This is a genomic window from Pseudomonas sp. QS1027 (genome assembly GCF_002814235.1).
Taxonomy (GTDB): domain Bacteria; phylum Pseudomonadota; class Gammaproteobacteria; order Pseudomonadales; family Pseudomonadaceae; genus Aquipseudomonas.
In genome coordinates this window covers 1-25,599 of the sequence record NZ_PHSU01000004.1, presented here as the reverse complement: position 1 = coordinate 25,599, position 25,599 = coordinate 1, and the positions used below count along the sequence as shown (strand labels likewise).

At 62.0% G+C, this 25,599-nt stretch carries 18 protein-coding genes; 7 read left to right on the top strand and 11 right to left on the bottom strand.

What is annotated here, in order from left to right; all coding sequences use genetic code 11:
* Positions 1–55: 55 nt before the first annotated feature.
* The 3 genes from CWE01_RS04005 to CWE01_RS03995 all read right to left on the bottom strand — a co-directional run bounded on the left by CWE01_RS04005 (position 56) and on the right by CWE01_RS03995 (position 2,917).
* Entirely contained in the window at positions 56–301 is a 246-nt protein-coding gene (locus CWE01_RS04005) for a ferredoxin family protein (RefSeq protein ID WP_017125004.1), read from the bottom strand.
* 136 nt (positions 302–437) lie between these two features.
* Positions 438–2,162, bottom strand: a complete 1,725-nt coding sequence (locus tag CWE01_RS04000) for a fumarate reductase/succinate dehydrogenase flavoprotein subunit (RefSeq protein WP_177410452.1) — start codon at positions 2,160–2,162, stop codon at positions 438–440.
* Between the two features lie 5 nt (positions 2,163–2,167).
* Positions 2,168–2,917 (bottom strand): GntR family transcriptional regulator, encoded by a 750-nt coding sequence (locus tag CWE01_RS03995; protein ID WP_100939239.1) that lies wholly within the window; start codon positions 2,915–2,917, stop codon positions 2,168–2,170.
* A gap of 233 nt (positions 2,918–3,150) precedes the next feature.
* On the opposite strand from CWE01_RS03995, the gene CWE01_RS03990 reads away from it, so the two are divergent.
* Positions 3,151–4,116: an aliphatic sulfonate ABC transporter substrate-binding protein gene (locus CWE01_RS03990; RefSeq protein WP_100939238.1), complete on the top strand. Its 966-nt coding sequence runs from the start codon at positions 3,151–3,153 to the stop codon at positions 4,114–4,116.
* A gap of 4 nt (positions 4,117–4,120) precedes the next feature.
* Here CWE01_RS03990 and CWE01_RS03985 read toward each other — a convergent pair whose 3' ends face one another.
* From CWE01_RS03985 to CWE01_RS03955, 7 genes are all read right to left on the bottom strand, one after another.
* The gene (locus CWE01_RS03985; RefSeq protein ID WP_100939237.1) at positions 4,121–5,566 is read right to left on the bottom strand and encodes an efflux transporter outer membrane subunit; all 1,446 of its coding nucleotides are present in this window, start codon (positions 5,564–5,566) and stop codon (positions 4,121–4,123) included.
* Positions 5,563–6,624, bottom strand: a complete 1,062-nt coding sequence (locus CWE01_RS03980; RefSeq protein WP_100939236.1) for an HlyD family secretion protein — start codon at positions 6,622–6,624, stop codon at positions 5,563–5,565. The genes CWE01_RS03985 and CWE01_RS03980 overlap by 4 nt, the downstream gene beginning before the upstream one ends.
* A gap of 20 nt (positions 6,625–6,644) precedes the next feature.
* A complete protein-coding gene (locus tag CWE01_RS03975) occupies positions 6,645–8,186 on the bottom strand; it encodes an MFS transporter (RefSeq protein WP_100939235.1) in 1,542 nt (513 codons plus the stop codon).
* 151 nt (positions 8,187–8,337) lie between these two features.
* Complete coding sequence (locus CWE01_RS03970) at positions 8,338–9,243, bottom strand: LysR family transcriptional regulator (RefSeq protein WP_100939538.1); 906 nt, start codon at positions 9,241–9,243, stop codon at positions 8,338–8,340.
* Between the two features lie 101 nt (positions 9,244–9,344).
* Positions 9,345–9,731 (bottom strand): nuclear transport factor 2 family protein, encoded by a 387-nt coding sequence (locus CWE01_RS03965; RefSeq protein WP_100939234.1) that lies wholly within the window; start codon positions 9,729–9,731, stop codon positions 9,345–9,347.
* A gap of 150 nt (positions 9,732–9,881) precedes the next feature.
* The gene (locus CWE01_RS03960) at positions 9,882–12,770 is read right to left on the bottom strand and encodes an acyltransferase domain-containing protein (RefSeq protein WP_100939233.1); all 2,889 of its coding nucleotides are present in this window, start codon (positions 12,768–12,770) and stop codon (positions 9,882–9,884) included.
* A gap of 483 nt (positions 12,771–13,253) precedes the next feature.
* Positions 13,254–14,378 carry an MFS transporter gene (locus CWE01_RS03955; protein WP_100939232.1) on the bottom strand — a complete coding sequence of 375 codons (1,125 nt, stop codon included), beginning with the start codon at positions 14,376–14,378 and terminating at the stop codon, positions 13,254–13,256.
* Between the two features lie 196 nt (positions 14,379–14,574).
* On the opposite strand from CWE01_RS03955, the gene CWE01_RS03950 reads away from it, so the two are divergent.
* The 5 genes from CWE01_RS03950 (at position 14,575) to mrdA (ending at position 22,966) form a co-directional block, all read left to right on the top strand.
* Positions 14,575–17,595 carry a UvrD-helicase domain-containing protein gene (locus tag CWE01_RS03950; protein ID WP_100939231.1) on the top strand — a complete coding sequence of 1,007 codons (3,021 nt, stop codon included), beginning with the start codon at positions 14,575–14,577 and terminating at the stop codon, positions 17,593–17,595.
* A 303-nt stretch (positions 17,596–17,898) separates the two neighbouring features.
* A complete protein-coding gene (locus CWE01_RS03945; protein ID WP_100939230.1) occupies positions 17,899–18,891 on the top strand; it encodes an aliphatic sulfonate ABC transporter substrate-binding protein in 993 nt (330 codons plus the stop codon).
* A gap of 34 nt (positions 18,892–18,925) precedes the next feature.
* Positions 18,926–19,771, top strand: coding sequence for an ABC transporter permease (locus CWE01_RS03940; RefSeq protein ID WP_100939229.1), 846 nt, complete (start codon positions 18,926–18,928; stop codon positions 19,769–19,771).
* Complete coding sequence (locus CWE01_RS03935) at positions 19,768–20,481, top strand: ABC transporter ATP-binding protein (RefSeq protein ID WP_100939228.1); 714 nt, start codon at positions 19,768–19,770, stop codon at positions 20,479–20,481. The genes CWE01_RS03940 and CWE01_RS03935 overlap by 4 nt, the downstream gene beginning before the upstream one ends.
* A 592-nt stretch (positions 20,482–21,073) precedes the next feature.
* Positions 21,074–22,966, top strand: a complete 1,893-nt coding sequence (gene mrdA / locus CWE01_RS03930; protein ID WP_100939227.1) for a penicillin-binding protein 2 — start codon at positions 21,074–21,076, stop codon at positions 22,964–22,966.
* A 150-nt stretch (positions 22,967–23,116) separates the two neighbouring features.
* On the opposite strand, the gene CWE01_RS03925 is transcribed toward mrdA, so the two are convergent.
* A complete protein-coding gene (locus CWE01_RS03925; protein WP_100939226.1) occupies positions 23,117–23,746 on the bottom strand; it encodes a LysE family translocator in 630 nt (209 codons plus the stop codon).
* A 177-nt stretch (positions 23,747–23,923) separates the two neighbouring features.
* On the opposite strand from CWE01_RS03925, the gene CWE01_RS03920 reads away from it, so the two are divergent.
* A complete protein-coding gene (locus CWE01_RS03920) occupies positions 23,924–25,549 on the top strand; it encodes an NADP-dependent glyceraldehyde-3-phosphate dehydrogenase (protein ID WP_100939225.1) in 1,626 nt (541 codons plus the stop codon).
* The last annotated feature ends 50 nt before the right edge of the window (positions 25,550–25,599 follow it).

Here is a 25,599-nt window from a genome sequence, read left to right as displayed (position 1 = left end):
GCGTCCGGTGGTGGGCCGGTGGCGGTCTTTTCTTATGGGTACGGCGTGGATCGGCTCAGCGCAGCAGGTAGGGAATCTCCACCTTCACCGCGCCGGTCGGGCAGTCCTTTTCACAGGGCATGCAGTACCAGCATTCGTCGAAAGCCATATAGGCCTTCTGGGTGGCCGGGTTGATCGCCAGCAGGTCCATGGGGCAGACATCGACACAGACGGTGCAGCCCTTGTGGGCGATGCACTTGTCTTCATCGACGGTGACCGGCGCGTTGCTGCGAAAGAATATTTCCTGGGGCTGGAAGGCCATGGCACGCTGTCCTCGGTAAAGTTCGCTCATCTAAAAACAATGCAGAACCTTGTAGGAGCCGGCTTGCTGGCGATCCAGGCGACTCGGTTTAACAGGTACTGCGCATCGATATCATCGCCAGCAAGCCGGCTCCTGCTCAGGCCGCTTCGGTGGCGACTCGCAAACGGTTGTAGGCTTGCTTCTCGTCGGCATCGAGGGCGATCAGGTAGGGTTCGACCGGCTTCTTGAAGCTGACCATCCCGCCGTTTTCGTCCTTCTTCAGGTGGCAATGGCAGAACCACTCGGCGTCATTGCGCAACGGATAGTCGACCCGGTGGTGATACAGGCCCCAGCGGCTTTCCTTGCGGAACAACGAGGCACGGGCGGCCATTTCGGCGCAGTCGCGGATCACCGAAACTTCCAGGGCACGCATCAATTCGTGGGGGTTGTTGGCCTTCATCTGCTCGAGGTCCGCCTCGATGGCGGCGAAACGCTCCAGGCCGATTTCCATCTTTTTCGTGACCTTGGGCGGTTGCAGGTAATCGTTGACGAAGCGCCGCAGCTTGTACTCGACCTGGGCCGGCGGCAGGCCGTGTTCGCGCTGCAACGGCGCATAGACCCGGGCTTTTTCCTTTTCGATCTGCTCGGCGTCCAGCGCGCTGAACTCCCGTCCGGCGACATAATCCGCGGCGTTGAAACCGGCGAACCAGCCGTAGGTGAACGCGCCGAGCATGTAGTTGTGCGGCACGGCGGCCATGTCACCGGCCGAGTACAGGCCCTTGACCGAGGTTTCCGCCCGTTCGTTGACCCACACCCCCGAAGCACTGTGACCGCTGCAAAAGCCGATCTCGGAGATATGCATCTCGACCATCTGCTGGCGGTAATCGGTGCCACGTCCGGCATGGAACTGGCCACGGCTGGGGCGTTCGTTGCTGTGCAGGATTTCCTCGATGTTCTGGATGGTTTCCTCGGCCAGGTGATCGAGCTTGAGAAACACCGGGCCGTTGCCGCCTTCGAGTTCCTGGTGGAACTCCCACATCATCTGGCCGCTCCAGTAGTCGCATTCGATAAAGCGCTCGCCCTTGTTGTTGGCGGTATAACCACCCAAAGGGCCGGTGACATAGGCGCAGGCCGGGCCGTTGTAGTCCTTGATCAGCGGGTTGATCTGGAAGCACTCCAGGTTCGCCAGCTCGGCCCCGGCGTGATAGGCCATGGCGTAACCGTCGCCGGCATTGGTCGGGTTCTCGTAGGTGCCCATCAGGTAACCCGAAGCCGGCAGCCCCAGGCGCCCGGCGGCGCCGCAGCAGAGAATCACCGCCTTGGCCTTGATCACATGGAAATCGGCGGTGCGGCAATCGAAGCCCATGACGCCGTTCACCGTGCCTTCGGCGTCGGTCAGCAGACGGGTTGAAATCAAGCGGTTGGTGATCTGCACCCGGGCCCGTTTGAGCTGGCGGTAGAGGACCTTCTTGATGTCGTGGCCCTCGGGCATCGGCAACACGTAGGCGCCCATGTGATGGACCTTTTTCACCGCATAGTCGCCGGTTTCATCCTTCTCGAACTTGACGCCCCAGCGGTCCAGTTGCTGGATGGTTTCGTAGCTGTATTCGGCGTAGGCCAGCACCGCTGCCTGGTTGACCACACCATCGTTGGCGACAGTGATTTCCTTGGTGTACTGCTCCGGCGTGGCGTGCCCGGGAATCACCGCATTGTTCAGGCCGTCCATGCCCATGCTGATGGCGCCGCTGCGCTTGACGTTGGCCTTGTCGATCAGCAACACGCGCAGGTCGCGGTTCTTTTCCTTGGCCTTGATCGCCGCCATGGGCCCGGCGGTACCGCCGCCGATGACGACAATGTCGTATTCCTGTTCGAGGGTGTTGATCGGGCTCATGGGCGTGGCTCCTTCTGACGGTCGATACGCAGGCGGTACTGGAAGGAATCGCCACGGTAGTAGAGGTATTCGAAGTCCAGCGGCGCGCCCTCGGCATCGTGGGTCAGGCGTTCGATGCGCATGATCGGCGCGCCCTCTTCCACGTCCAGGGCCTGGCTCAACTCAGCATCGGCGAGCACCGCGTCGACGGCCAGATCCGCGTGGCCCAGGGCGATGCCGCAGTCGTTTTCCAGGATCAGGAAGATGTCCCGGGTCGCCAGGTCGGCCTTTTCCAGTTTTTCGCCGACGCTGTGGGGCAGATAGGTGATTTCCAGCGACACCGGCTCACGGTTGATCAACCGCACGCGCTTGATTTCAGTGACCAGGCTGCCCTCGGACAGCGCCAGCCGTTCGGCGACCCGGGCCGAGGCCGGAACCTGCTTGAAACTGCGCACCCGGTTGAGCACCTCGTAGCCCATTTGCGTCACCGATTCGGCCAGGCCTTGCAGGGTGGAGACGTTCTGGAACGCCTTGGGCTTGGCGACAAAGGTGCCCTTGCCGTGGATCTTGAAAATCAGCCCTTCCTTCTGCAGATCCCCGAGAGCCTGGCGCACGGTGATGCGGCTGACCGCGAAGGACTGGCCCAGGTCGTTCTCCGAAGGCATGCGCGCCAGGGGCGGATAGGTGCCGTCAAGGATGCGTGTACGCAGCAATTCCTTGAGCTGGCTGTAGAGCGGGACGGGAGACAGTGGAAGCAATTGCGCCATGGGCTGGGTTCTCGACCTGACTTGTTATAACAAGATATGGCGTGAACGATATAGGAGATAACCTGCCCGGCTGAAATACCCAAAAGACATATGCATATGGAAAAACACGAAACCGTCGTGCCGGCTTAAACATATTCAAATACGTTATTTAAAAAATAAAAATCAAACCCATAAGCTCTAACGACCGGACCACCGGCCCCCGCCCTTCTCACTGCTGTCTTTGCGAGGTGTCCATGGTCGCCCTGGTTCCCGGCATTACCCGTTCCCGTTTATTGCTTTCAGCACTGGCCATTGCCTTGTCCCTGGCCGCCTCCACCGTCGACGCCAACGAAACCCTGCGCATCGGCTACCAGAAATCCTCGACCCTGATCACCTTGCTCAAGAACCAGGGCACCCTGGAGAAAGCCCTGGCCAGGGAGCATATCGACGTCAGCTGGCATGAGTTTCCCAGTGGCCTGCCCCTGCTCGAATCGTTGAACGTGGGCAATGTCGATATCAGTGCGGATGTCGCCGATACGGTGCCGGTCTTCGCCCAGGCGGCCCAGGCCAAGCTGACCTACTTCGCCCAGGAGGCCGCCTCCCCCGAAGCCCAGGCGATCGTGGTCAAGAGCGATTCACCGATCAAGACCCTGGCCGATCTCAAGGGCAAGAAAGTCGCGGTGACCAAGGCTGCCGGTAGCCACTACCTGCTGATCGCGGCACTGGCCAAGGCCGGGCTGAAGTTCAGCGATATCACGCCCGCCTACCTGACCCCCGCCGACGGGCGCGCCGCGTTCGAGAACGCCAAGGTCGATGCCTGGGTCGCCTGGGAACCCTTCCTCAGCGGCGTCCAACGGCAACTGCCGACCCGCACCCTGGCCGACGGCAAGGGCCTGGCAAACTACAAACGTTATTACCTGGCGAGCACGCCTTACGCCCAGTCCCATCCGCAAGTCTTGAAGCAGGTGTTCGCCGAACTGCAAAAGTCCGGGGCCTGGATCAGGACCCACCCCAAAGAGGCCGCCGAGATCCTCGGTCCGCTATGGGGCAACCTGGATGCGGCGACGGTCGAGGCCGCCAACCGCCATCGCAGCTATGACGTGCAGGCAGTCACGGCCGACCAGCTGGGCGAACAGCAACAGATCGCCGATGCGTTCCTCGCGGCCGGTCTGCTACCGCAGAAGATCAACACCCAGGACGTCGGTATCTGGCAGCCCTGATCCTCTAGCGCCGTGCCTGTTCGGGCAGCACCTGTTGCCAGCCGCCGCCAAGGGCACCGTACAGCCCGACCAGGGACAACGACACCGCCGCCGTGCTGTCGACCAACGCCTCTTCGTTGGCGAGCACGGCGCCTTGTACGGTCAGCACATTGAGAAAATCCACCGTGCCCTGGGCATATCGCTGGCGCACGCTGACCAGGGCCCGGCGGCTTTGCTCCACCGCCTGTTGCAGACTGTCGCGACGACGCTGCCGGGCCTGGTAGGCGCTCAGCGCATCGTCCACTTCATGCCAGGCGTCGAGCACGGTCTTCTGGAAACGTAGCGCAGCCTCCTGCTGACGACTTTCGCGCAGTTGCAACTGACCTTGCAGGCGCCCGCCCTCGAACAGCGGCACACTCAGGCTCGGCCCCACGGCAAAGGCCCGCGAGCCCCAGCTACCCAGGTCGGACAATTGCAGCGCCTGGAAACCCAGGTTTCCGGACAAGGTGATACGCGGGTAGAAATCCGCCTGGGCCATGCCGATGGCGGCCGTGGCGGCATGCAGGTCCGCTTCGGCGCGACGAATGTCCGGGCGCCGCCGGGCCAGTTCGCTGGGCAAGCCGACCGGCACGCTGGCCGGCGGCGCCGGAATGCTGCCGGCGACACTCAACTGCGCCTCCAGCGCCCGGGGCTCAAGGGCCATCAAGCGACTGAGGGCGTTGATCAGTTGTGCCTCGCGTTGCTGCAACGTGGGCAATTGCGCCTCGATCAGCGCAACCTGCGCCGTCGCCTGGGAAACCTCCAGCTCGGTGGCGACACCCTCATCGTATTGCAGATGGGTCAACGCCTGGGTGTGACGGGCAATCTCCAGGTTCTGTCGGGTCACCGCCTGCTCGTTCTGGGCGGCGCGCAGCTGAATGTAGTCACGGGCGGTTTCGGCCATGACCGCGATCAGTACTCCTCGGCGATCCTCCTCGGCCACCTGGACATTGGCATCCGCTGCTTCCACCGAACGTTTCACCCGCCCCCATAGATCGGCTTCCCAGCTGACCGCCAGACCGGCGTTCCAGAGGTTATAGGCGCTCTTGCCATTGAGGTTCGACGGATCGGCCAGGCCGTCCTGGCTGTTACGCGCACGACTGTAATCAGTACCGGCGGTTACCCCAGGCAGCGTGTCGGCGGCCACGCTGCGGCGCGCCGCACGGCTCTGCTCCAGGCGACTGGCCGCCAGTTGCAGATCAAGATTGCTCGCCTGAACCTGACGTATCAGCGCGGACAACTGTGGATCGGCGAAGCTGTCCCACCAACGGGTCTCCAGCGCGGCAGCAAGCGGCTGGCTATGTCCCGCCGGGCTCTGCGGGATCTGCCACTGGCTACCCAGCTTCGCCTGTGGCGGCTGGAAATCCGGTCCCAGCGTACAACCGTCCAGCCCCAGTGCCGCGATCAATATCGGTAGAAAATACCTGTTCATCGCGCGCTCACCTCAGGCACCGCACCCGAATCGGTATCGATCCGTGCTTCCACCGACATCCCCAGGCGCAGTTGCTTGACCAGCGGCTGCCCGGGATCCAGGAGGATCTTCACCGGGATGCGTTGCACCACCTTGGTGAAGTTGCCGCTGGCATTCTCCGGGGCAATGGCGGCAAAGGTCACGCCGGTCGCCGGGGCGATGCTGTCGACGGTCCCCATCAGGGTCGTGCCGGCAAAGGTATCGACGTTGATGCTCACCGACTGGCCGGGGCTGACGTGGGTCAGCTGGCTCTCGAGGAAATTGCCGATCACATACACCTCGCTGACCGGCACCACCGCCAGCAAGGTATCGCCCGGCTTGACGTACGCCCCTTGCCGTACACTGCGCCGTCCGGCGACGCCGTCGAACGGCGCCACCAGCACGGTGTGCGACAGGTCCAGTTCGGCCCGGGCCTGGAGCGCCTGGGCGTGTTGCAGCGCCGCCTGCGCGGTATCGCACTGGGCCTGCAACACGCGAGTCTGTTTGCGCGCCGCGTCCAGCGCGGCACGGTGTTCGGCCAATCGTGCAGCGGCAGTCCGGCGGCGGGTCTCGGCCTGCTGGGCATTCTGCAAGGTCCCGGCGCCCTGCCCGGCCAGATGCTGGTAACGCTGCCCTTCATGCTCGGCGAACTGCACCTCGGCCTGATCGGCGTCGACCACCGCCCGCGCCTGATCGATCAACGCCTGCTGACGCTCAAGGGTCGCCACGGCGTTGGCCAATTGCGCGCGAGCGCTCGAGGCACTGGCCTTGGCGGCGTCCAGGTCGGCCTGGTAGTCCTGGGCATCGATGCGCACCAGCGCCTGCCCGGCGTGGACCCATTGGTTGTCGCGCACCAGCACCTCGCCAATGAACCCCGCGACCTTCGGGGCGATCAGGGTGTAGTCGGCGCTGATATAGGCGTCGTTGGTGCTCTGTACCGGACCGCTGGCGAACAGCAGGCGCCAGAGCCCATAAAGCACGGCACCAAGCAGGACCGCGGCGAGGACCAGCCAGGGTTTACGTGAAGTTGAAGTGGTCATGTCTGGGTATCCGAAAGAGATCAGGAGGCCGCACGCGGCGGATAGATGCGCGTCGGCAGGATGGGAATCAGCAGGATCAGCGCCAACGCCAGGCCGGCCATGTACAGGTAGAGATCGGCAGCGGTCAGGGCCACGACCTGCTCGTGGAGACGCCGGGCCAGTTGCCCCAGGTCCGCGCCCTCGGCGAGCCACGGTGTATTGCCCAGGCGGTCCACCAGATGGCTGGAATGCAGATGCTCGCGATGGACCGTCAGCGTCTCCAGCACACTCCCCGCCAGCACGGCGGCAAAGCCCTTGACGGTGTTGAACCAGGCCGAGGCAAACGGGCCGTCGGCCGGGGTGATGCTGCCGGTGGAGAGCATCAGCAAGGGAATCACCGCCATGGGTTGGGCGAAGATCTGGATCCCTTGCAGCAGGTAGAAATTCTCGCGATTCCAGACCGTGGTGAGCTGGGAGCCCAGTACACAGGCCAGCGCCAGCAGGCCGAGGCCGGTCGCCAGGACCCAGCGGCAGTCCACCACCCGGTTGTTGCACAACGCGACCACCAGCGGCAGCGCCAGCAATTGCGGCAGCGCGACCCAGAGCATCACCGGGGCCGTCTGCAAGGGCCGATAGCCTTGGACCTGGGCCAGGTAGCTGGACGGAATCATGATCACCGCGAGCAACACGAACAGCACGCCGCCAAGGGTCACCAGGGCGTGGGTCAGGTTGCGGATCCTGAGCATCTGCAATTTGAAGAACGGCAGCGGATGCGACCACTCGTTGATAAAGAACAACACCAGCAGCAACAGGCCGCCGCCCACCAGGCCGCCTATCAACTGCGAGTCGAACCAGCCCAGGCGCTCGCCCTGCTCCAGTCCGAGCACCAGCATCACCAGGCCGGGAAAGCCCAGCAGCAGCCCGCGCCAGTCGAACTGACGAAAGCGCTCCAGGCGCAGCGGGTCCTGGGGCATGCCCCAGGCGACGCAGGCCATGGCCACCAGTCCCAGGGGAATGACTTGCCAGAACGCCCACTGCCAACCGGCATACTCGACCCACCAGGCAGCCAGCGGTGTGCCGAAGCTCGGGCCGAAGGTCGCGGTCAGGGCATAACCGCCCAACCCATAGAGCTTGATTCCGGGCGGCAGGAAACGCAGGGCCACGGACATCAGCATCGGCGGCAAGGCGCCACCGGCGAAGCCCTGGACCACCCGCATCAGCATCAGGGTCTCGGGGTTCGCGGCGAACGGACAGAGCCATGCAAGAAGCAGCAAGGTGCCGATGGCGCAGAGGGTGAAACGACGCAGGGAAAAGGTCGCCGCGCACCAGGGGGCGAAGGCCATGGCACTGACCGACATCGCCGCGTAGGCCGCAATCAGCCAGGTGCCCTGGTCGTAGCTCAGGCCCATGGCGCCACGAATGTCCGCCATCGCGACCTTGGTCACGTTCTCATTGAAGCCCGAGGCCAGCACGGCGAGCAGCACGCCGACCAGGCCGACACCGATGCGCAGGCCGAAAGGCGCGGCAACCGGCGCGGCCTTGGCTGCAATCAGGGTCGGCAGGCTGCTTTGCAAGGCGGTCATGTGCCTGCATCCCGGGCAGGCACGAAGACAGGGGGAACAAGCCAGTACATGGTGGGAAACTCCGGTTTCACTAGGAAACCCGAGTCTAAGCAGCGTCAACCGCTATAAAAATTGATAAATAGCTATCTCTGGAGTGCACCGGACGCAATCCTCAATCCGCGGAACTGCACATGTCCTTCAGGCTCCGCCGCAACCAGCGGTGCGCATGATCATTGTCCAGCCGCGGGTGCCAGGCCTGGACCATCACAATGGTTTCCACCGGCAGCGGCAACTCGAAAGTGCGCAGGCGCAAGCCCAGCCCGCTGAGGTTGCTGATCATGGGGCGTGGTATCGAGGGCAGGATCAGGTCGGAGCCGGCCACCGCGAACATCGCCGAATGGAAGGTCGGCAGCACCAGTGCTATCCGTCGTTGCAGGTTCAACTCGTCCAGCAGCGTATCGATCGGCCCCCGCGCCCGGCCCCGCCGCGAAACGCTGATATGGTCGTATTGGACGAAGCGCTCGACATCCAGCTCCTCGTCGAACAGCGGATGCCCCTCACGGGCGATGCCCACCAGCGAGCTGTTGAACAGCCGCTGCACCTTGATATCGGCGCCGAACTTGCGGGTGGCGCAGACCGCCAGGTCGATCCGCCCTTCGTTGAGTGCATCGTCGTCGGTATCACCCTCGGGGACCATGCGCAAAGTGGCATTGGGCATGTGCCGGGCCAGGTGCTTGAGCAACTGACCGCCGTAGGCACCGAAGAACATGTCGTTGGCCCGCACGCTGAAAGTGCGCTCCAGTGAACTCAAGTCGGTTTCCTGGCCGGGGCTGAACACCCCATGGGCCAGCTCCACCACGCCGCGCACCTGTTCACGCAACTCCAGGGCCCGGGGCGTCGGCACCAGGCCACGTCCGGAGCGCACCAGGATCGGGTCGTTGAGGACTTCACGGATGCGTGTCAGCGTACGGCTCATGGCCGGTGCGCTGAGGTTCATCCGCCGCGCGGCCCCCGTCACCGAGCCCTCTTCGAGCAGGATATTGAGGGCCACCAACAAGTTCAGATCGGGTATTTGCATGGCGCCCAGCATAGCGAGCGCCTGCGGTAATCGCCAGCGGTGATAGATGCGTCACACGCAATCAGCAGTTGAGCAATATCCTGCCGAGTCAATCCGTAGCCCTAGGCGGCAACACCCGGTTTGCTCGGAATGCGTTGCTGCGGATCATAGAAAAACTGCTCCTCGGCGATACGCTCGCCCTCCCAACGCTGGTGGGCGATTTCCTCCATGCGGGTGACGCTGCCGTCGGCCCACTCGAAGCGGAAAATCCAGCGGATGGCCACATGGTCGCCATCAAGAAAGGCCGGACGTACGCAGGTCGAGCTCATGGAGCGCACCCGCGACATCATCGCCCGCTCCTTGGCGATATGAAAATCACGCCCGACTCGCGGCGGTTCCTGGTTCTCTTGCAGGGAAGCATCGGCGGTATAGAAGGCTTCGACCGCTTCGGCATGGGCATTGGCCTCGACCTGGGCGATAAAGCGTTCGAGGGTTTCAAGGGTCGGCATGGTCAGCTCCTGGCTGGGGTGATCGGCATTCATCACCCCAGCGAGGCTAAGGTCAGCGACCGGCGATGGAAAGGTCCATTTCCGCCGATCTGTGCGGTACCAATCGGCTAACGCCGCCAAACCACGCAACTCATTGCACGCCCGGCAGCTTTAGCCGACCGCGCCGACATTCCAGCGCAGGGCCGCCGCCAGGGCACTGGCGTAGTCCGTGCGTGGATCGGCGATGGGCGCCTGGGTTGCACTGTCCGGGTAACCAAAGGCATCAATCAACACCGAGGTATGCTCGGCCAACTGGCTGCAGAGCTTGTCCTGGCTGGACTCAAGGCTGCGGTAGCACGCGTCGTCGAGCAGGCCTTCGCTCATGAACCAGGCCGCATGACGACTGATTCGCCCAAGGGCAAACAAGGCGCTGAGCAGGCCCAGCAAGGTTTTCGCCTGCGACGATTCGACGGCCTCGACGGCCCTTGCGGTACTTTCCATCATCACCCGCAACCCGTGGGCCTCACCCACCTCGCGAGCACTGACCAGCAATGGATTCCAGACATCCATGGGGTCGCTGTACAAGGCGCTGTTCGCCTCGACATGCTCGCGCAGGGACTCGACCAGCCGCTGTTCCCGAGCCCGGAAGAGGTACAGCCAGACCTGCGGATCCAGCAGGTCATCCATCCGCACAGGGCTGACCGGGGCCGACAAGGGCGAAGTCATCAGCCCTCGGGCGGTATCCAGGATAATCAGCAGGTTATTGCCGCCGGCGTCATTGAAGACATGCCCCAGGCCCTGGTATTCGAGAAAGCGATTCAAGGTCAGGTCACCGGCCACACCACAACGCAGCCGGCATTCGGCGGTCACCTCTTCCGCTGTCCAGGCGCTCAGGGCCTTGGTCAACGCCAGTGCGCGATTGGCCGAAGACCAGGGCGCCCACGTCAGCAAGCTGGTATCGGCATGTCCCGAAACATTGCGTTCATCGAGTTGGCGCATCCAGATCCGCGTCGAATCGTTGACCAGGCACGTCACGGCATAGGCACTGGCCAGACAGCCGAACAACGAGCGACGCTGTGTGTTGTAACGCAACAGGCTGGCTTCGGGGGCGATCCTGGCCATGGTCGAGCGACGCGTCGAATGGCTCAGCGCCAAGGCAACGCTGGCCCGGGTCGCGGCCGCCAAGGCAACGGACGCCATCACCCAGACATGGGCCGGCGCCACCAGCGTGCGAACCAGGCGCTTGTCATGATCGCCCAGCGGGTCGCTGAATACCCCGTGCTCGTCGATCCTGGCCTGATCGGACAGCCAGGCGAAAAACGGCAGCCGGACCTGATCGAACCCCGCCAGGCCATAGTCGAAGGGCACCAGCGCGATTTCCGTCGGCAAGGACATCCGCACCCCGGGCCGGGGTCCGTTGTGATCGCTGATATCCAGGACGAAGGGAAACACCCCACAGTCCTTATCACCCACCCGCAGACGCGCGCATACCACGCCGACCTTGACCTGGTCGCCGATCCCCACGTTGGTGAACTTCAGGGCTCCGTTGTCGGGCGTATGCAGGACAAATTCGCGGGTGACCGGGTCAAAGACCGCTTCGGTCCGGGTCGCTATCTGGCTATTGCCGCCACCGATCTCGGTGATCATGTAGGCGCTGACCTTTTCCCCCGACTCCAGTGCCTCGCGCATCTCGACCGCCAGCGGATTGCCCTGCTCGAACTCCCTGATAGTGCCGATGCACAGCCCGTATTGAATGGAGAAGGCAATGCACAGCGAGACATCGACCACCCCCGTCCACTCCGCCAGCGCCAGGAGCAGGCCGGGGTCGCTGAACAGGCCTTTCGGCAAGGCTGCGATCAGCAGGCGCAAACGTTCATAGCTGCCCCGGTGCAACGCCAGGGTGTCCTCGCCGATCCGGTGCCTGAAGGCATCGGCGGCCAATACAGAGGCCGCCAACTGACGTGACGACGCCGGGACCGGACCGAAAAGCGCGGTTTTCAGATGCTCGACCAACGCCTCGGTAGCAGGCGCTGACGCCGGCTTATCGCGGTCCTTGACCGGGGCGATATCGGCAAAAAGCGCCGTCAACTCTGCCGAGCTTTTCGCCAAGGGCGCCAGTGCGCGTCCCCCGGCCAAGGTACTGCCCACGCACCGGGCCAGGCTGTCGCCAATGCCCATGTCGACGAACAGGGTCCGCGCCGTCAGCGGCACGCTCAGCAGCGCATGGGGCAGGTCAGCCGGTTTGATCACGCAATCGGCCATGGCCTGCTGAAGGTCATCCGCGTCGGTGTAGATCCTGCGGCCAACGCTGGAATGAATCGCACCCCGCAGCGGCCGTTGCGGCAGGGCCCGGAGTTCATCGAGGAAACGCATGGCAACTGAAACCTGCGCCGGATGATGTGACGCGTAAGGGAGTGCCAGACGATGCAACCTGGGCTTGCCATCAACCGCTACCGCCTCGAACAGCGCCTCGATGGCCGGGTTGGGACCGCTGACCACGCACTGCCGCGCCGTATTGACGCACGCCAACACCAGGTCCGGGCGCCCCACGGCCTGCAGCAAGCGCTCTGTGTCCTCTGCTGAAGCACCGACCAGCACCATGGCGCCCTGGCCCTCATGGTCCAGATAGGCATTGTTCAATGCACAGACCGCATCGACACCATGGCCGATATCGAACACATCCGCACAGACCAGTGCGGCAATCTCACCCAGGCTCTGGGCCACGATGGCCCTGGGACGAATCCCCATGGCCAGGAGTACCTGCTGCAAAGCCACGGAGGCCGCATAACCGGCCATTTGTGGAAGGCCGACGGGGAGCTCCAGCGTTCTGTCCTCATTCAACAGGACAGCACGGACCTGTCCCTGTCTGATCGGCCTCAATTGCCGGGTATTACGCTCAAGTGCGGTGTCCACCTGGGCGAGGACATTCTCGATGATGTCGGCGATCCTTGGGCTGACCGCATAGAGCGCACACAGTCCACCGCGTGGGTCGGCCCCCTGCCCCGGAAACATGAAAACAAGATCGTCGCGCTGAAGTTCAACAGTAGCAGCGGTGGTCATGGCCAATCCCTCCACAGGATCAATCAATATCCATCTCGCCTCTCGTCGCACGGCAGAATCAACGGGGCAAGGGCTCGAACAGACAAGTACTCCTCACTCCTCAAACCTCCTGTCAACTCACCGTAAAACCGTAAAACCCAGAAAAAAAAATGACAACTGTCAATCTTGACAGTTGACTGGCGAACAAAAACAGGCATGTTCAGGCCACGAGAGCGAGCCCGAACTCAAGTCTTTGATTTGGAAAAACCGACGTTTTCAGGGGAAACGACAGGCGGCATGACTAACAGCTATTCCTATTTATGTTGTCAGTCCAAGTCCCACCGTTTATCACTTCATGCTGATCACCCAGAGATTATTTCTTCATATAAGAAATCACATTGGGTTTGCCTGAAATGCTCGCTGTTCAAATAACAAATTCGAATGGCGATATCACCACCAGCGCAGTACTTACCCTCATGCCGTGACCAAACCACTGTCACATCCCTAACGCCGCCAGACCACACAACCCAGCGCACTCAGTGCAATCGCCAGACCGGCCAGGGAATAGACCCAACTGGCCGAGGCCACCGGCAACAGCACACCCGCCAGCAAGGGTCCGACACCGGCACCGATATCGCGCCACACCGCATTCGAGGCCAGGGCCTGGACCCGTCCGGCCCCCGGATTGCGCTCGGCCACCAGGGTCACCACCAGCGGCAGTTGCAGTGCCCGCAGAATCAGCACCGCACCGGCACCGAAGATCAGCCAGTGGCTGCCGAAAGCGGCCAGGGCCAGGCCGCTGAGGATCGAGAACAGCAGCAACATGCGCACCACGCCATAACTGTCGGCCGCCCGACCGCCCAAGGGGCTGAGGAACATTTCCGAGGCATAACGCAGGGCCATCAAGAGCCCGGCAATGATCACCGCATTGCCGCCCAATACCGCGGAGGCCTGCACCGACAGGCCGAAGATAAACAGCCCGTCCAGCGCCACGCCCTCGACAAAGGACCACATTGCCACGCTGTCCGGCCGCTTGAAGCGCCGCCCGGAAGGCGCCGCCAGTTCATGCCCCACCGTCGGCAACCCGCGCGCCACCCACAGGCCAACCAGGGCCGAGCCACACAGCAGCAGGAAAATCAGCCGCGGCCCGAAGTGCAGGCTCAACCAGCCACCCACGGCCAGCGCGATCATCGGGCCGATGGCGATCACTCCCCGTGAACGCCCCGCCCGGCGTGCGGCACCGCTCGGCTCCAGGGTTGCCAGCACCTGGGTGGACAGGTTCATCGCGGCAAAGGCCAGGCCCCAGACCAGGCGCAGCAGCAATAACCAGCCAAAACCGGAGATCAGCGAGTTGCCCAGGGCGCAGAACGCGGCCGCCCCGGCCGCCAGCATCAGGGTCGAGCGGTCGCCGTGACGGGCGTAATAACGCAGCACATAGCTGTAGCCGAAAATCCGCACCAGTCGGTTGGCCGCCAGCAACACCCCGGCCTGGGCCAGGGTCACGCCGAAGGCCTGGGTGTTCATCGGCAGCAACAGGTAAAGCAGCACGTCGCTGGGCAGGCACAGGGCCAGGACGGTGGCGGAACGGCGGGAGGCGGAATCGGTCGGGTGAGCAGCCACGGCAGGCATCTGGGACGGGTCTCCGCAGGGGTAGGAAGCCCGCCAGCATGCCAACTAGAAACAATTTATGACAATATTTTTTTGTTCTCCATTGCCCATTCCAGGACAGCCAATGGCTCACGATAGCCAGGTAGCCACTTAAGCGGTTAGAGTCGGCAAAGTGCCATCTTTTTGCCATATCTCGCCAGGTTGATTCTCTTTGAATATGCCCACCACCGCTCTACCGGTGAACACACCCATTTCTTTCAAATACCAGGAACCCGGTTGGGTAGAAAAATTCAACTTGCGAGTACGCAAGACTCTCAGCATCGAATCCAACCAGATGATCCTCTGCCATCAAACAAAGATGACGTTCGACCTTTTCCGAGTGACCGGAATTTCCACCAGGTATCCAAGGTTACTTGGTTTGCTGGGACTCGGCTGTCTGCAGATCACCCGTGTCTCGAAGCCCAAAACGGCTCAAGACAAACCTGACATTAAAACCTTCACGCTCCTGGGATCTCGTCGATCCATAACCGACTTCCAGGAACGCTTGAAGCGCCATTACACAACACAGAGCTTAGGCTTACTGACGCTAATCAGTCAGGAACTCGCTGCCATAGAGATTGCCAACAAGGCTTTCACACCTCCCGACCGATACATCCGGGCAAGCCGCTACCGGCCCTTCCTGGCTGACTGCAAACGCTTCATTCAGCGCCACCATCAGGCGGTGTCACTCTTGAAATTGTCACCGGTCGTTGAGCGCCACCGCATAGAACAGCTACTCAAGCGTTGGGAGTCGCTGAACCGCCAGTTCACCAAAGATGACCAACACCGTGAGTCAATGAACAATCTGTGGATGCAGCGCGCCGCCCAGGCTCATGAAGACTACTTCAAGAACATAGAGTCCCAGGCCCTGACCAAGGAACAGGTCGAGGCGGCGTTGAGTTTCGATGACTCGAACCTGACGGTCGCTGCCGCCGGCTCGGGGAAAACCTCAGTCATCGTCGCCAAGGCCGGCTTTGCCTTGAAGGCCGGGTATTTCAAAGATGATGAGATGATCATCCTCGCCTTCAACAAAAATGCCGCAAACGAAATCCGCGAACGAATAAAAGATCGGGTAAACCGTGAACTGGGACGCACCGTCAAGATCAAGGCCAGAACCTTTCACTCCCTGGGTTTGCAACTCTGGCTGCACCAGCATGCCTTGAATCAACAAGGATCAGGACCGCGCCGACCGAAACTGGTCCAGTTCAATAAACACCCACATTTGCTCAAGCAACACCTGAGTGAATGCCTTGCATCCAACCCGCAATTTTCCGAAGACTTGTTTGAGTGGGCGACCTACTACCGTTATCCCTTTCCCGGCGATAACGATCCGGCACCCGATACCGCCATCCCGCTGTCAACGCTTGAAAAGCGTTACCACCAGCTCTGTCGTGACTACGTCAAGTCCAAGCAGCGCGAAGGACAATCATGGGATATCTCGGTTCCGACTCTGAAACCGGGTGTATTTGTCCGTTCTCACGAGGAGGCCAGAATCTACAACTGGTTGTACTTACGTGAGGTTGACTTCGCCTATGAAAAGAAGTGCCCGCCGACACTGGCCCTCAAGCTCGCCAGCAAGAAAGGCGCCGACTATGAAGTGGACTTCACCTATACCCCCAGTGATCCTCGGATGGAGCCGGTCTATCACGAGCACTTTGGCCTCGATGCCTCAGGCAAGGCCCCGAAATTCCTGGGGGGACAAAAATATGAACAGCGGGCACAGGTAAAACAGGACATTCTCCAGACACTGCCGGCTACCGAGCTCCAGCCGACAGGCAAGCGTTTCATACAAACCCGCAGTGCCGATATCCGCGACGGCAGCATTTTTCTGAAACTCGAAAAACAACTGAAGGCCTGTGGTATTGCAGTCCACCCCGAAAATCCGAAGCGAAAAAAAGAGGCTCTCCAAGCGTTCGTGCACGATTCGGACCTTCACGCCCTGCTGGCAGACTTCGTCAGCCAGCATCGCGATTCGGGGCTGACGTTCAATGAACTGCAAGATCGCTATGAACTGCTGGACCCGGCCAATAGAGAGCGCAGCCGCCGCTTTCTGAAGTGGATGCAGCCCTATTGCGAGTCCCTCGACCGGTTCATGGCCCAACAGAATCCCCCACTGCTGGATTTCGCCGCGATGATTCGCGATGGCACACAAATACTGAAGAACAACCCACCGGCGAACTTCTCGGTGAAATTCGTCATGGTGGATGAGTTCCAGGACATCTCCCGCGCCAGAGCCAATCTCGTCGCCGCCTTGCTCGATCATGCAAAGGGAGACGCCATGCTTTATTGCGTGGGCGATGACTGGCAAGCCATCAATCGCTTCGCGGGCTCCGACATCAGCGAGTTTCGCGCGTTGCATGACTTCAAGTATTCGCCCGACGCCCAGGCCGTGCCGTCCTCGCGTCTGGCATTGGGCTCCGTCGATGTGCGCAAGCTGTCAGCCACATTCCGCTGCGAGCAGCAAATTGCCAATGTCGCGCGCAGTTTTGTGATGTCACGTCAACAACCCAACAATCGCCACATTGACAAAAAGGTCGTATCGAACCGGCATATACCTGGCCCCACCCTCAGGATTGTGGAACATGCGGATTTGCCGCAGGCGCGTCTGGAGACCCTGCACAGTGAACTGGATGCACTGGCCAAACAACACGCGGGGCGTGAGCCTCTGCAAGTATTCGTCCTTACCCGTAACAAGCGTTCAGGTTTGCCCGATGGACTCACGGTCGATGAACTCAAGGCCCTGACTGCTCGATACACCCCGGCAGGACTGGATGTGCATTGGGACTCCATGCACGCCTCCAAGGGCCTGGGGCGCGATCATGTGATCCTCGTCGGCATGGACAGTGGAAAACGAGGTTTCCCCGCCGACCACGCGCCCATGGACAACCTGATCGAAGCCCTTCTGCCAGTGCAACCTGATCCCTGGGAGGAAGAACGTCGACTGTTTTATGTCGCACTGACGCGTGCAAAACGAGGGGTTTCCATTTTGTGCGCCGCCGAACGCCCAAGCATGTTTGTCAAGGAACTGCTGGAGTCCGAGCATCAAACATCAATCACTCACGCGGCCCTTGAACAGATCAAACGCGTGCTCTGTCCTGTTTGTAAAAAAGGTTGGATCCTGCGCCAGAACAAGTTTCTGAATTGCACCCGATACCCCTATTGCTCCAACACGCTCTTCGATAAAGCGAATGTCGGATAGCCCTTGCCATATCCGCTGTTGCTGGAGCAACAGCGTTTCAACAGAGTGTTCGTGGGACGACATTCGCCCGCCTCTCGCCAATCGACCGGCTGACCGCCTACCTGTAGGAGCCGGCTTGCTGGCGATGGGGCCAGTGAGTCGTGTGTCGATCTTGTGGACGCCATCGCCAGCAAGCCGGCGCCTGCAAGGTCCGTATTCCAGGCAGCTGGCACAGAGCCTGCATTATTCCTTTTAAGCAGCTCATCGGAGTCATGACTGCTTATTCCGAAATAAGCACCGCAGTCCCTCTCCCTGGAGCACCCGATGAAAGCCCTCAACCCGATCACCCAGGCCGCCCGCCTGCTGGCCGCCGCCACTGCTTTGGCGCTGGGCCTGCAACCGCTGGCCCAGGCCGCGGAAAGCGTCCCGGCCGAAGTCCATCTGGACTATGCCTATTACTCCCCCGTCAGCCTGGTGCTCAGGCATTTCGGCTGGCTGGAAAAAGCCCTGCCGCAGACCAAGGTCACCTGGGTCTTCAGCCAGGGCAGCAACCGTTCCCTGGAATACCTGAACAGCGGAGGCGTCGACTTCGCCTCCTCGGCCAGCCTGGCGGCGGTACTCAGCCGTGCCAACGGCAGCCCGATCAAATCGGTCTATGTCTACAGCCGCGCCGAATGGACCGCCCTGCTGGTGCGCAAGGACTCGCAGTACAAGACCCTCGCCGACCTCAAGGGCAAGAAGATCGCCGCCACCAAGGGCACCGACCCGTATCTATTCACCTTGCGCAGCCTGCAACAGGCCGGCCTGAGCAAAGACGATGTGGAACTGGTCCACCTGCAACACCCGGACGGGCGCACCGCCCTGGAAAAAGGCGACGTCGACGCCTGGGCCGGACTTGACCCGCACATGGCCGCCAGCCAGATCCAGGCCGGCTCCCGCCTGCTGTATCGCAATCCCGCCTTCAACAGCTACGGCGTGATCAGCGTCACCGAGACCTACGCCAAGGAACACCCGAAGGCCATTGAAACGGTGTTGGCCGCCTACGAAAAAGCCCGTGACTGGGCACTGCACAATCCCCAGGAGCTGGCCCAGTTGCTGGCCACCGAATCCGGCCTGCCGCTGGACGTCGCCCAGTTGCAACTGTCACGCACCGACCTGAGCAATGCCCGCCTCGGCCCGCCGGACCTGGCGTCGTCAAAAGCGGCGGCACCGATCCTGGTGTCCGAGGAACTGGTGCGCCGTGGCGTCAACGTCGATCAGGTGATCGACCAGTTGATCGACACCCGCTTCAACAACGCCGCCGTCGCCCAGCAGTGAGCCGAGTCGCCCAGGGCCCGCGCCAGGAGTGTCCATGACCAGCAAGAGCAAATCCCTCCCCGCGCTCCTCTCGACGTCCGCGCGCGGGCCCCTGCGCACCACCGGTTGGAAGCGCAATCTCAAGGGCCTGGCCCTGCCGGTGGCGATGATTGTCGTGCTGGAAGTGGTGGTGCGGGTCGGCTGGATACCGTCCTACCAGATGCCGGCGCCCAGCGAAATCGTCCTGACCCTGCGCGACCTGGCCGAAGGCGCCTTGTGGAAACATATCAGCGCCAGCCTGCTGCGGGTCTTGCTCGGCTTTGCCATCGGCACCAGCCTGGCCCTGGTGTTTGCCGCCTGGGTCGGCTTGAGCCGGGAAGCCGAAGCCTACCTGGAACCGACGTTCGCCGGCTTGCGCTCGATCCCGAGCCTGGCCTGGGTACCGCTGTTGCTGCTGTGGCTGGGGATCGACGAAACCTCGAAAATCGTGCTGATTGCCATCGGCGCGTTTTTCCCGGTGTACCTCAATGGCGTGGCGGCCATTCGCGATATCGACCGCAAGCTGGTGGAGGTCGGGCAAATGCTCGGCTTCAGTCGCTATCGCCTGGTCCGCCGGATCCTCCTGCCCGCCGCCCTGCCCGGCCTGTTCACCGGTTTGCGCAGCGGCATGAGCCTGGCCTGGATGTTTCTGGTGGCGGCCGAATTGATCGCCGCCACCAAGGGCCTCGGCTATCTGCTCAGCGACGGCCGGGAAACCTCGCGGCCGGACATCGTGCTGGCGGCCATCATTGTCCTGGCGGTGCTGGGGAAATTGAGCGACGGCGTGCTGGCGGGCCTGGAAAAACGCTTCCTGGCCTGGCGCGATACCTTCACCGGCGAAGACGCGGAGCGACGGACATGAACGAAACCTTGTTGCACATCCATGTCGAGCGCAAAGCATTCGACCGGCACACGGTTCTGGAACAACTGACCCTCGAGCTGGCGGCCCGGGAAACCGTGAGCCTGCTCGGGCCCAGCGGTTGTGGCAAAAGCACCTTGCTGCGGATCGTCGCCGGACTGGAGAAAGACTTTCAAGGCACGCTGCAACAGCACACCCAGGAGATCGCCTTCGTGTTCCAGGAACCACGGCTGATGCCCTGGCTGACGGTGGAGCAAAACATCGGTTTCAGCGAAGACGACCACTACGACCGGGCCTGGGTGACGCAACTGATCGAGGAAGTCGGACTCGGGGGTTTCGCCCAGGCGCTGCCCAAGGCGCTCTCCGGCGGCATGGCCCAGCGCGTGGCGATTGCCCGGGGCTTGTATTCCAAACCACGGATCCTGCTGCTCGACGAACCCTTCAGCGCGGTGGATGCCTTCACCCGGATGAAACTGCAGGATCTGTTGTTGCAACTGGCCGACCGGCACGCCATCGCCCTGCTGCTGGTGACCCACGATATCGACGAGGCGCTGTACCTGAGTGACCGGGTGCTGGTCATGGGCAACCGGCCCGGTTCGATTCGCCAGGAGCTGTCGGTGGAGCTGGTCCACCCCCGTGATCGACGGGCCCCACTGCTGGCGGAGCTCAAGGCTCGCGCCCTGACCGAGCTGCAGCAGGCCCATGTGATCTAGCCCAATGGCCCGGCAGCCGCTTATCAATGATCGAACCCCTGGTGCCAGGGAACGGCAAGTTATTGCCTTCACTGTCCGGCCTGAATATCCACTAGATATAAACCTCGCTCTTTTCAAACCGGTCATATTTGGCAGTAGACGGCCGACGGCCGTTTTGAAAGTGTCTATCGAGAGTTGAACCTCACGCCAAAAGGGCATTTCAGGATGACAAGAGATGATCAATAAGCGTGAATGGGCGAGTCAGTAAGCACCGTTGATCAGGCGGCCCCGGCCAAAAAAAGCGGGCTCGACTTACTCCCGGAATGGAGTGCCCGCCCTTTTGCTCCAGCCATTTGTATCGACCTACTTACAATCACCCAATCCCCGCTGGCTAAACAAGCGCCTTCTCTGGCACTTTCCGGCAAATCGACGGAAGATCGACTTCACCGATCCAGCCCCGTCACTCAAGCCTTTTGGCGGATCAACCGTCAATAAAGCCCCGAAAGCGGGCGCTTCTTGGTATCGTGTGCGCCGATTTAAATAGCCACCTATACATTTTCTTTCTTAGCAGCTCCGTTCATATTCAATTTTCTTTGCACAACACAGGTTCCTCATGACCGATCCCATTCATATCAAGGATCACGAGAACGAAAAGCGCCTGGTCAACAAGCGCCTGCTGGCCTGCGGCATCCTGGTGCTGGGGCTCGCCGGCAGCCTGGTCGCCCGCCTGTATTTCCTCCAGGTGACCGAGTTTTCCTATAACTCCACCGTCTCGGAAAACAACCGCGTCCACGTCCTGCCGATCCCGCCGGAACGCGGGATCATTCTCGACCGCAACGGCCAGGTGCTCGCCGACAACCAGCCCAGCTTCAACATGACCCTGACCCGTGAACGCGCCGGTGATGTCGGCCAGGTGCTGGACACGGTGATGAGCGTGCTCAATCTGCCGGAAGAAGACCGGTCGATGTTCACCAAGATCCTCAAGCAGTCGCGCCACCCGTTCGAACCGGTGACCCTGCTCTATGAACTGACCGAACAGCAGATCGCCCTGCTGGCGGTGAACGAGTTCAAGCTGCCCGGCGTCGAGGTCGAGCCGCAGTTCGTCCGGCACTACCCGTTGGGCGATCATTTCGCCCACTCGGTGGGTTATGTCGGACGGATCAACGAAAAGGAAAGCAAGCAACTGGACCCGGTGGAATACCGGGGCACCCAGTCCATCGGCAAGACCGGCATCGAGCGCTTCTATGAAGACGAACTGCACGGCCATGTCGGCTACGAGGAAGTCGAGACCAACGCCCAGGGCCGGGTGATGCGGGTGCTCAAGCACACCGATCCGATTCCCGGCAAGAACATTGTCCTGAGCCTCGATATCAATCTGCAGGAAGCCGCCGAGAAGGCCCTGGGCGACCGTCGCGGCGCGGTGATCGCCATCGATCCGAAGACCGGCGAAGTACTGGCGATGGTCAGCAAGCCGAGTTTCGATCCGAACCTGTTCGTCACCGGGATCCGCGCCAAGGACTATTCGGCCCTGCGCGACTCCCTCGACCGCCCGCTGTTCAACCGCGCCCTGCGCGGGCTCTACGCGCCGGGCTCGACCATCAAGCCGGAAGTGGCCATCGCCGGCCTGGACAGCGGGGTGATCTCCCCCAGCACCCGGGTGTTCGACCCCGGTTACTTCCAGTTGCCCAATGTCGAGCACAAATACCGTAACTGGAACCACAGCGGCGACGGCTGGGTCGACCTGAACGCGGCGATCATGCGTTCCAACGACACCTACTTCTATGACCTGGCGAGCAAGCTGGGCATCGATCGTCTACACGATTACCTGAACAAGTTCGGCGTCGGCCAGAAGGTCTCCCTGGACATGTTCGAGGAATCGCCGGGACTGATGCCGTCACGCGAGTGGAAACGCACGACCCGGCGCCAGGCCTGGTTCCCCGGCGAGACGGTAATCCTCGGCATCGGCCAGGGCTATATGCAGGTCACGCCGCTGCAACTGGCCCAGGCCACGACCCTGATCGCCAACAAGGGTGTGTGGAATCGCCCGCACCTGGCCAGGACCATCGGCCAGGTCGCGCCGGTGGACCAGAATCCGATTCCCAATATCGTGCTGCATGATCCCCGGCAGTGGGAGCAGGTCAACTACGCCATGCAGTTGGTGATGCACGACCCGCGCGGTATCGCCCGTGCGGCGGCGGTGGGTGCGCAGTACCGCATTGCCGGCAAGAGCGGCACGGCGCAGGTGGTGGCGATCAAGCAGGGTGAGCGTTATGACCGCTTGAAGACCTCGGAGCGTAATCGCGACAACGCCTTGTTCGTCGGTTTTGCCCCGGCGGAAGACCCGCAGATCGTGATTGCGGTGATGATCGAGAACGGCGAGGCCGGTGGCCGGGTCGCCGGGCCCGTGGTGCGGGAGATTCTCGATGCCTGGTTGCTGGACAAGGATGGGAAGCTCAAGCCGGAGTATGCGCGGCCACTCAAGCCGCATGAGGATCCGAAGGTTTAGCCAAGGCTACCGGCCTCCTCACCCTGTAGGAGCCGGCTTGCTGGCGATGGTAGCGACGCGGTGTCTTGCCTGACCGCGTCGCCTGGATCGCCAGCAAGCCGGCTCCTACAAGGCGGTGGCGCATTCAGGAGAGGCGGCATGTTAGCCGCATCAGGCCGCAGCACCCCGCCGATAAAACGCCAACACCCCACCCAAGGTCATCAGCAAACCACCCGTCACCCGGTTGAACGCCCGCAGATGCCCGCCCTGCAACCGGCTCAACAAGCGCGCCCCGCACAACGCGTAAAACAACATGATGCTGACATTGAGCAAGGTCAGCACCAGCGCCAGCAACGCATATTGCGGCAACTGCGGCTGTGTACTGTCGATGAATTGCGGCAGGAACGCCGACATGAACAACAGTGCCTTGGGATTGGTCAACGCCACCACGAAACAGCGCATGAACAAGCCCACGGAGCGATTCGAACCCTGCTCGACCGGCAGTTCGGCCAGGGTCCCGGTCGAACGAAACATCTTCCAGCCCAACCAGACCAGATACGCCGCCCCCAGCCACTTCACCGCCTGGAACAGCGTCTCGCTGGCCTGCAGCAGAATCCCCAGGCCACAGGCCACCGCCGTCACCAGCAGCGCATCGGCCAGCACCGCCCCGCCCATGCCCCAGGCGGCCGCCCGCACGCCGTGGTTGGAACCGTTGTGCAAAGCCAGCAGCACCGTCGGGCCGGGCATGGCAATGATCGCCGCCGAGCTGATCAGGAACAGGAGCAACGTTGCCAGCGTCATGAAGGTCGCCTTGAAAATGAAAAATGAACGTCATTCTGCGGCCAGCACCGCCGTGCTTCAACCGCCGGTACGCCAGCCCGTCGTTTGTGCTGGACGCGACTAAGCTGTTTCGTGATAAAACAGGCCTATTCACTGAAGCGTTTCAGCGTTCTTTCCATCAGACAGGGTGATCGCCCCATGACCGACCAGAAGCTGCTCGACTCACTGTTTCCCGCCGCCGCGGATATCCCGGAAAAGTACCGATTCGAAGGCCAGCTGGAACAACGCGAATACCTGGTCAACGGCACCTTGCGCAGCTGGGACGGCCCGCTGGCCCAGGTGCGTAGCCCGGTGTACCTCGCCACCGCCAACGGCGATGAGCAAGTGATCCTCGGCAGCACGCCGCTGCTGGATGCCGAGACCGCCCTCACCGCCCTCGACGCCGCGGTTCGCGCCTATGACCGCGGCCAGGGCGAATGGCCGACGATGCGCGTGGCTGATCGCATCCAGCACGTCGAAGCTTTCCTGCGGCGCATGCGCGAACAGCGCGAGGCAGTGGTCAAGCTGCTGATGTGGGAGATTGGCAAGAACCTCAAGGATTCCGAGAAGGAGTTCGACCGCACCTGCGACTACATCGTCGACACCATCAATGCCCTGAAGGAACTCGACCGCCGCTCCAGCCGCTTCGAGCTGGAACAGGACACCCTCGGCCAGATCCGCCGCGTGCCCATGGGCGTAGCCCTGTGCATGGGGCCCTACAACTACCCGCTGAACGAAACCTTCACCACCCTGATCCCGGCGCTGATCATGGGCAACACCGTGGTGTTCAAACCGGCCAAGCTCGGCGTGCTGCTGATCCGTCCGCTGCTGGAAGCCTTCCGCGACAGCTTCCCGGCCGGGGTGATCAACGTGATCTATGGCAGCGGCCGGGAAACCGTGAGCGCGCTGATGGCCAGCGGCAAGATCGACATCTTCGCCTTTATCGGCACCAACAAGGCCGCCAGCGACCTGAAGAAACTCCATCCCAAGCCTCACCGCCTGCGCGCGGCCCTGGGCCTGGATGCAAAGAACCCGGCCATCGTGCTGCCCGAGGTCGACCTGGACAACGCGGTCAACGAATGCGTCACCGGCTCCTTGTCGTTCAACGGCCAACGCTGCACCGCACTGAAGATCCTGTTCGTCCACGAAGACGTGGTCGAAGGTTTTATCGAGAAATTCAACCGCAAGGTGCAAAGCCTGGTGCCGGGCATGCCCTGGGACAACGGCGTGGCGCTGACGCCCTTGCCGGAAGCCGGCAAGATCGACTACCTCAAGGCCCTGGTCGCCGACGCCCAGGACAAGGGCGCCAGGGTGATCAACCCCAATGGCGGCCAGACCCGTGCCTCGTTCTTCTATCCGGCGGTGCTGTACCCGGTGAATGCCGGGATGCGCGTGTACCAGGAAGAACAGTTCGGCCCGGTGGTGCCCATCGTGCCCTACCGTGACCTGGAAACCGTGATCGACTATGTGCTGGAGTCGGATTTCGGCCAGCAGTTGAGCATTTTCGGCACCGATTCCGCCCAGGTCGGCCGACTGGTGGACACCTTCGCCAACCAGGTCGGGCGGATCAATATCAATGCCCAATGCCAGCGCGGCCCGGACACCTACCCGTTCAACGGACGCAAGAACTCCGCCGAAGGGACGCTCTCGGTCCACGATGCCCTGCGGGTGTTTTCGATCCGCACCCTGGTGGCGACCAAATTCCAGGACAGCAACAAGGCGCTGATCAGCGATATCATCCGTAACCGCGAGTCGAGCTTCCTGACTACCGATTACATCTTCTGACGCCACCCAAACGAGGGGGGAACAAACGAAACCTGCAGGAGCCGGCTTGC

Coding starts and splice junctions, on each gene's coding strand:
- CWE01_RS04005 (WP_017125004.1), bottom strand. CDS start 301: ATGGCCTTCCAGCCCCAGGAAATATTCTTTCGCAGCAACGCGCCGGTC.
- CWE01_RS03995 (WP_100939239.1), bottom strand. CDS start 2,917: ATGGCGCAATTGCTTCCACTGTCTCCCGTCCCGCTCTACAGCCAGCTC.
- CWE01_RS03990 (WP_100939238.1), top strand. CDS start 3,151: ATGGTCGCCCTGGTTCCCGGCATTACCCGTTCCCGTTTATTGCTTTCA.
- CWE01_RS03985 (WP_100939237.1), bottom strand. CDS start 5,566: ATGAACAGGTATTTTCTACCGATATTGATCGCGGCACTGGGGCTGGAC.
- CWE01_RS03980 (WP_100939236.1), bottom strand. CDS start 6,624: ATGACCACTTCAACTTCACGTAAACCCTGGCTGGTCCTCGCCGCGGTC.
- CWE01_RS03975 (WP_100939235.1), bottom strand. CDS start 8,186: ATGACCGCCTTGCAAAGCAGCCTGCCGACCCTGATTGCAGCCAAGGCC.
- CWE01_RS03970 (WP_100939538.1), bottom strand. CDS start 9,243: ATGCAAATACCCGATCTGAACTTGTTGGTGGCCCTCAATATCCTGCTC.
- CWE01_RS03965 (WP_100939234.1), bottom strand. CDS start 9,731: ATGCCGACCCTTGAAACCCTCGAACGCTTTATCGCCCAGGTCGAGGCC.
- CWE01_RS03960 (WP_100939233.1), bottom strand. CDS start 12,770: ATGACCACCGCTGCTACTGTTGAACTTCAGCGCGACGATCTTGTTTTC.
- CWE01_RS03955 (WP_100939232.1), bottom strand. CDS start 14,378: ATGCCTGCCGTGGCTGCTCACCCGACCGATTCCGCCTCCCGCCGTTCC.
- CWE01_RS03950 (WP_100939231.1), top strand. CDS start 14,575: ATGCCCACCACCGCTCTACCGGTGAACACACCCATTTCTTTCAAATAC.
- CWE01_RS03945 (WP_100939230.1), top strand. CDS start 17,899: ATGAAAGCCCTCAACCCGATCACCCAGGCCGCCCGCCTGCTGGCCGCC.
- CWE01_RS03940 (WP_100939229.1), top strand. CDS start 18,926: ATGACCAGCAAGAGCAAATCCCTCCCCGCGCTCCTCTCGACGTCCGCG.
- CWE01_RS03935 (WP_100939228.1), top strand. CDS start 19,768: ATGAACGAAACCTTGTTGCACATCCATGTCGAGCGCAAAGCATTCGAC.
- mrdA (WP_100939227.1), top strand. CDS start 21,074: ATGACCGATCCCATTCATATCAAGGATCACGAGAACGAAAAGCGCCTG.
- CWE01_RS03925 (WP_100939226.1), bottom strand. CDS start 23,746: ATGACGCTGGCAACGTTGCTCCTGTTCCTGATCAGCTCGGCGGCGATC.
- CWE01_RS03920 (WP_100939225.1), top strand. CDS start 23,924: ATGACCGACCAGAAGCTGCTCGACTCACTGTTTCCCGCCGCCGCGGAT.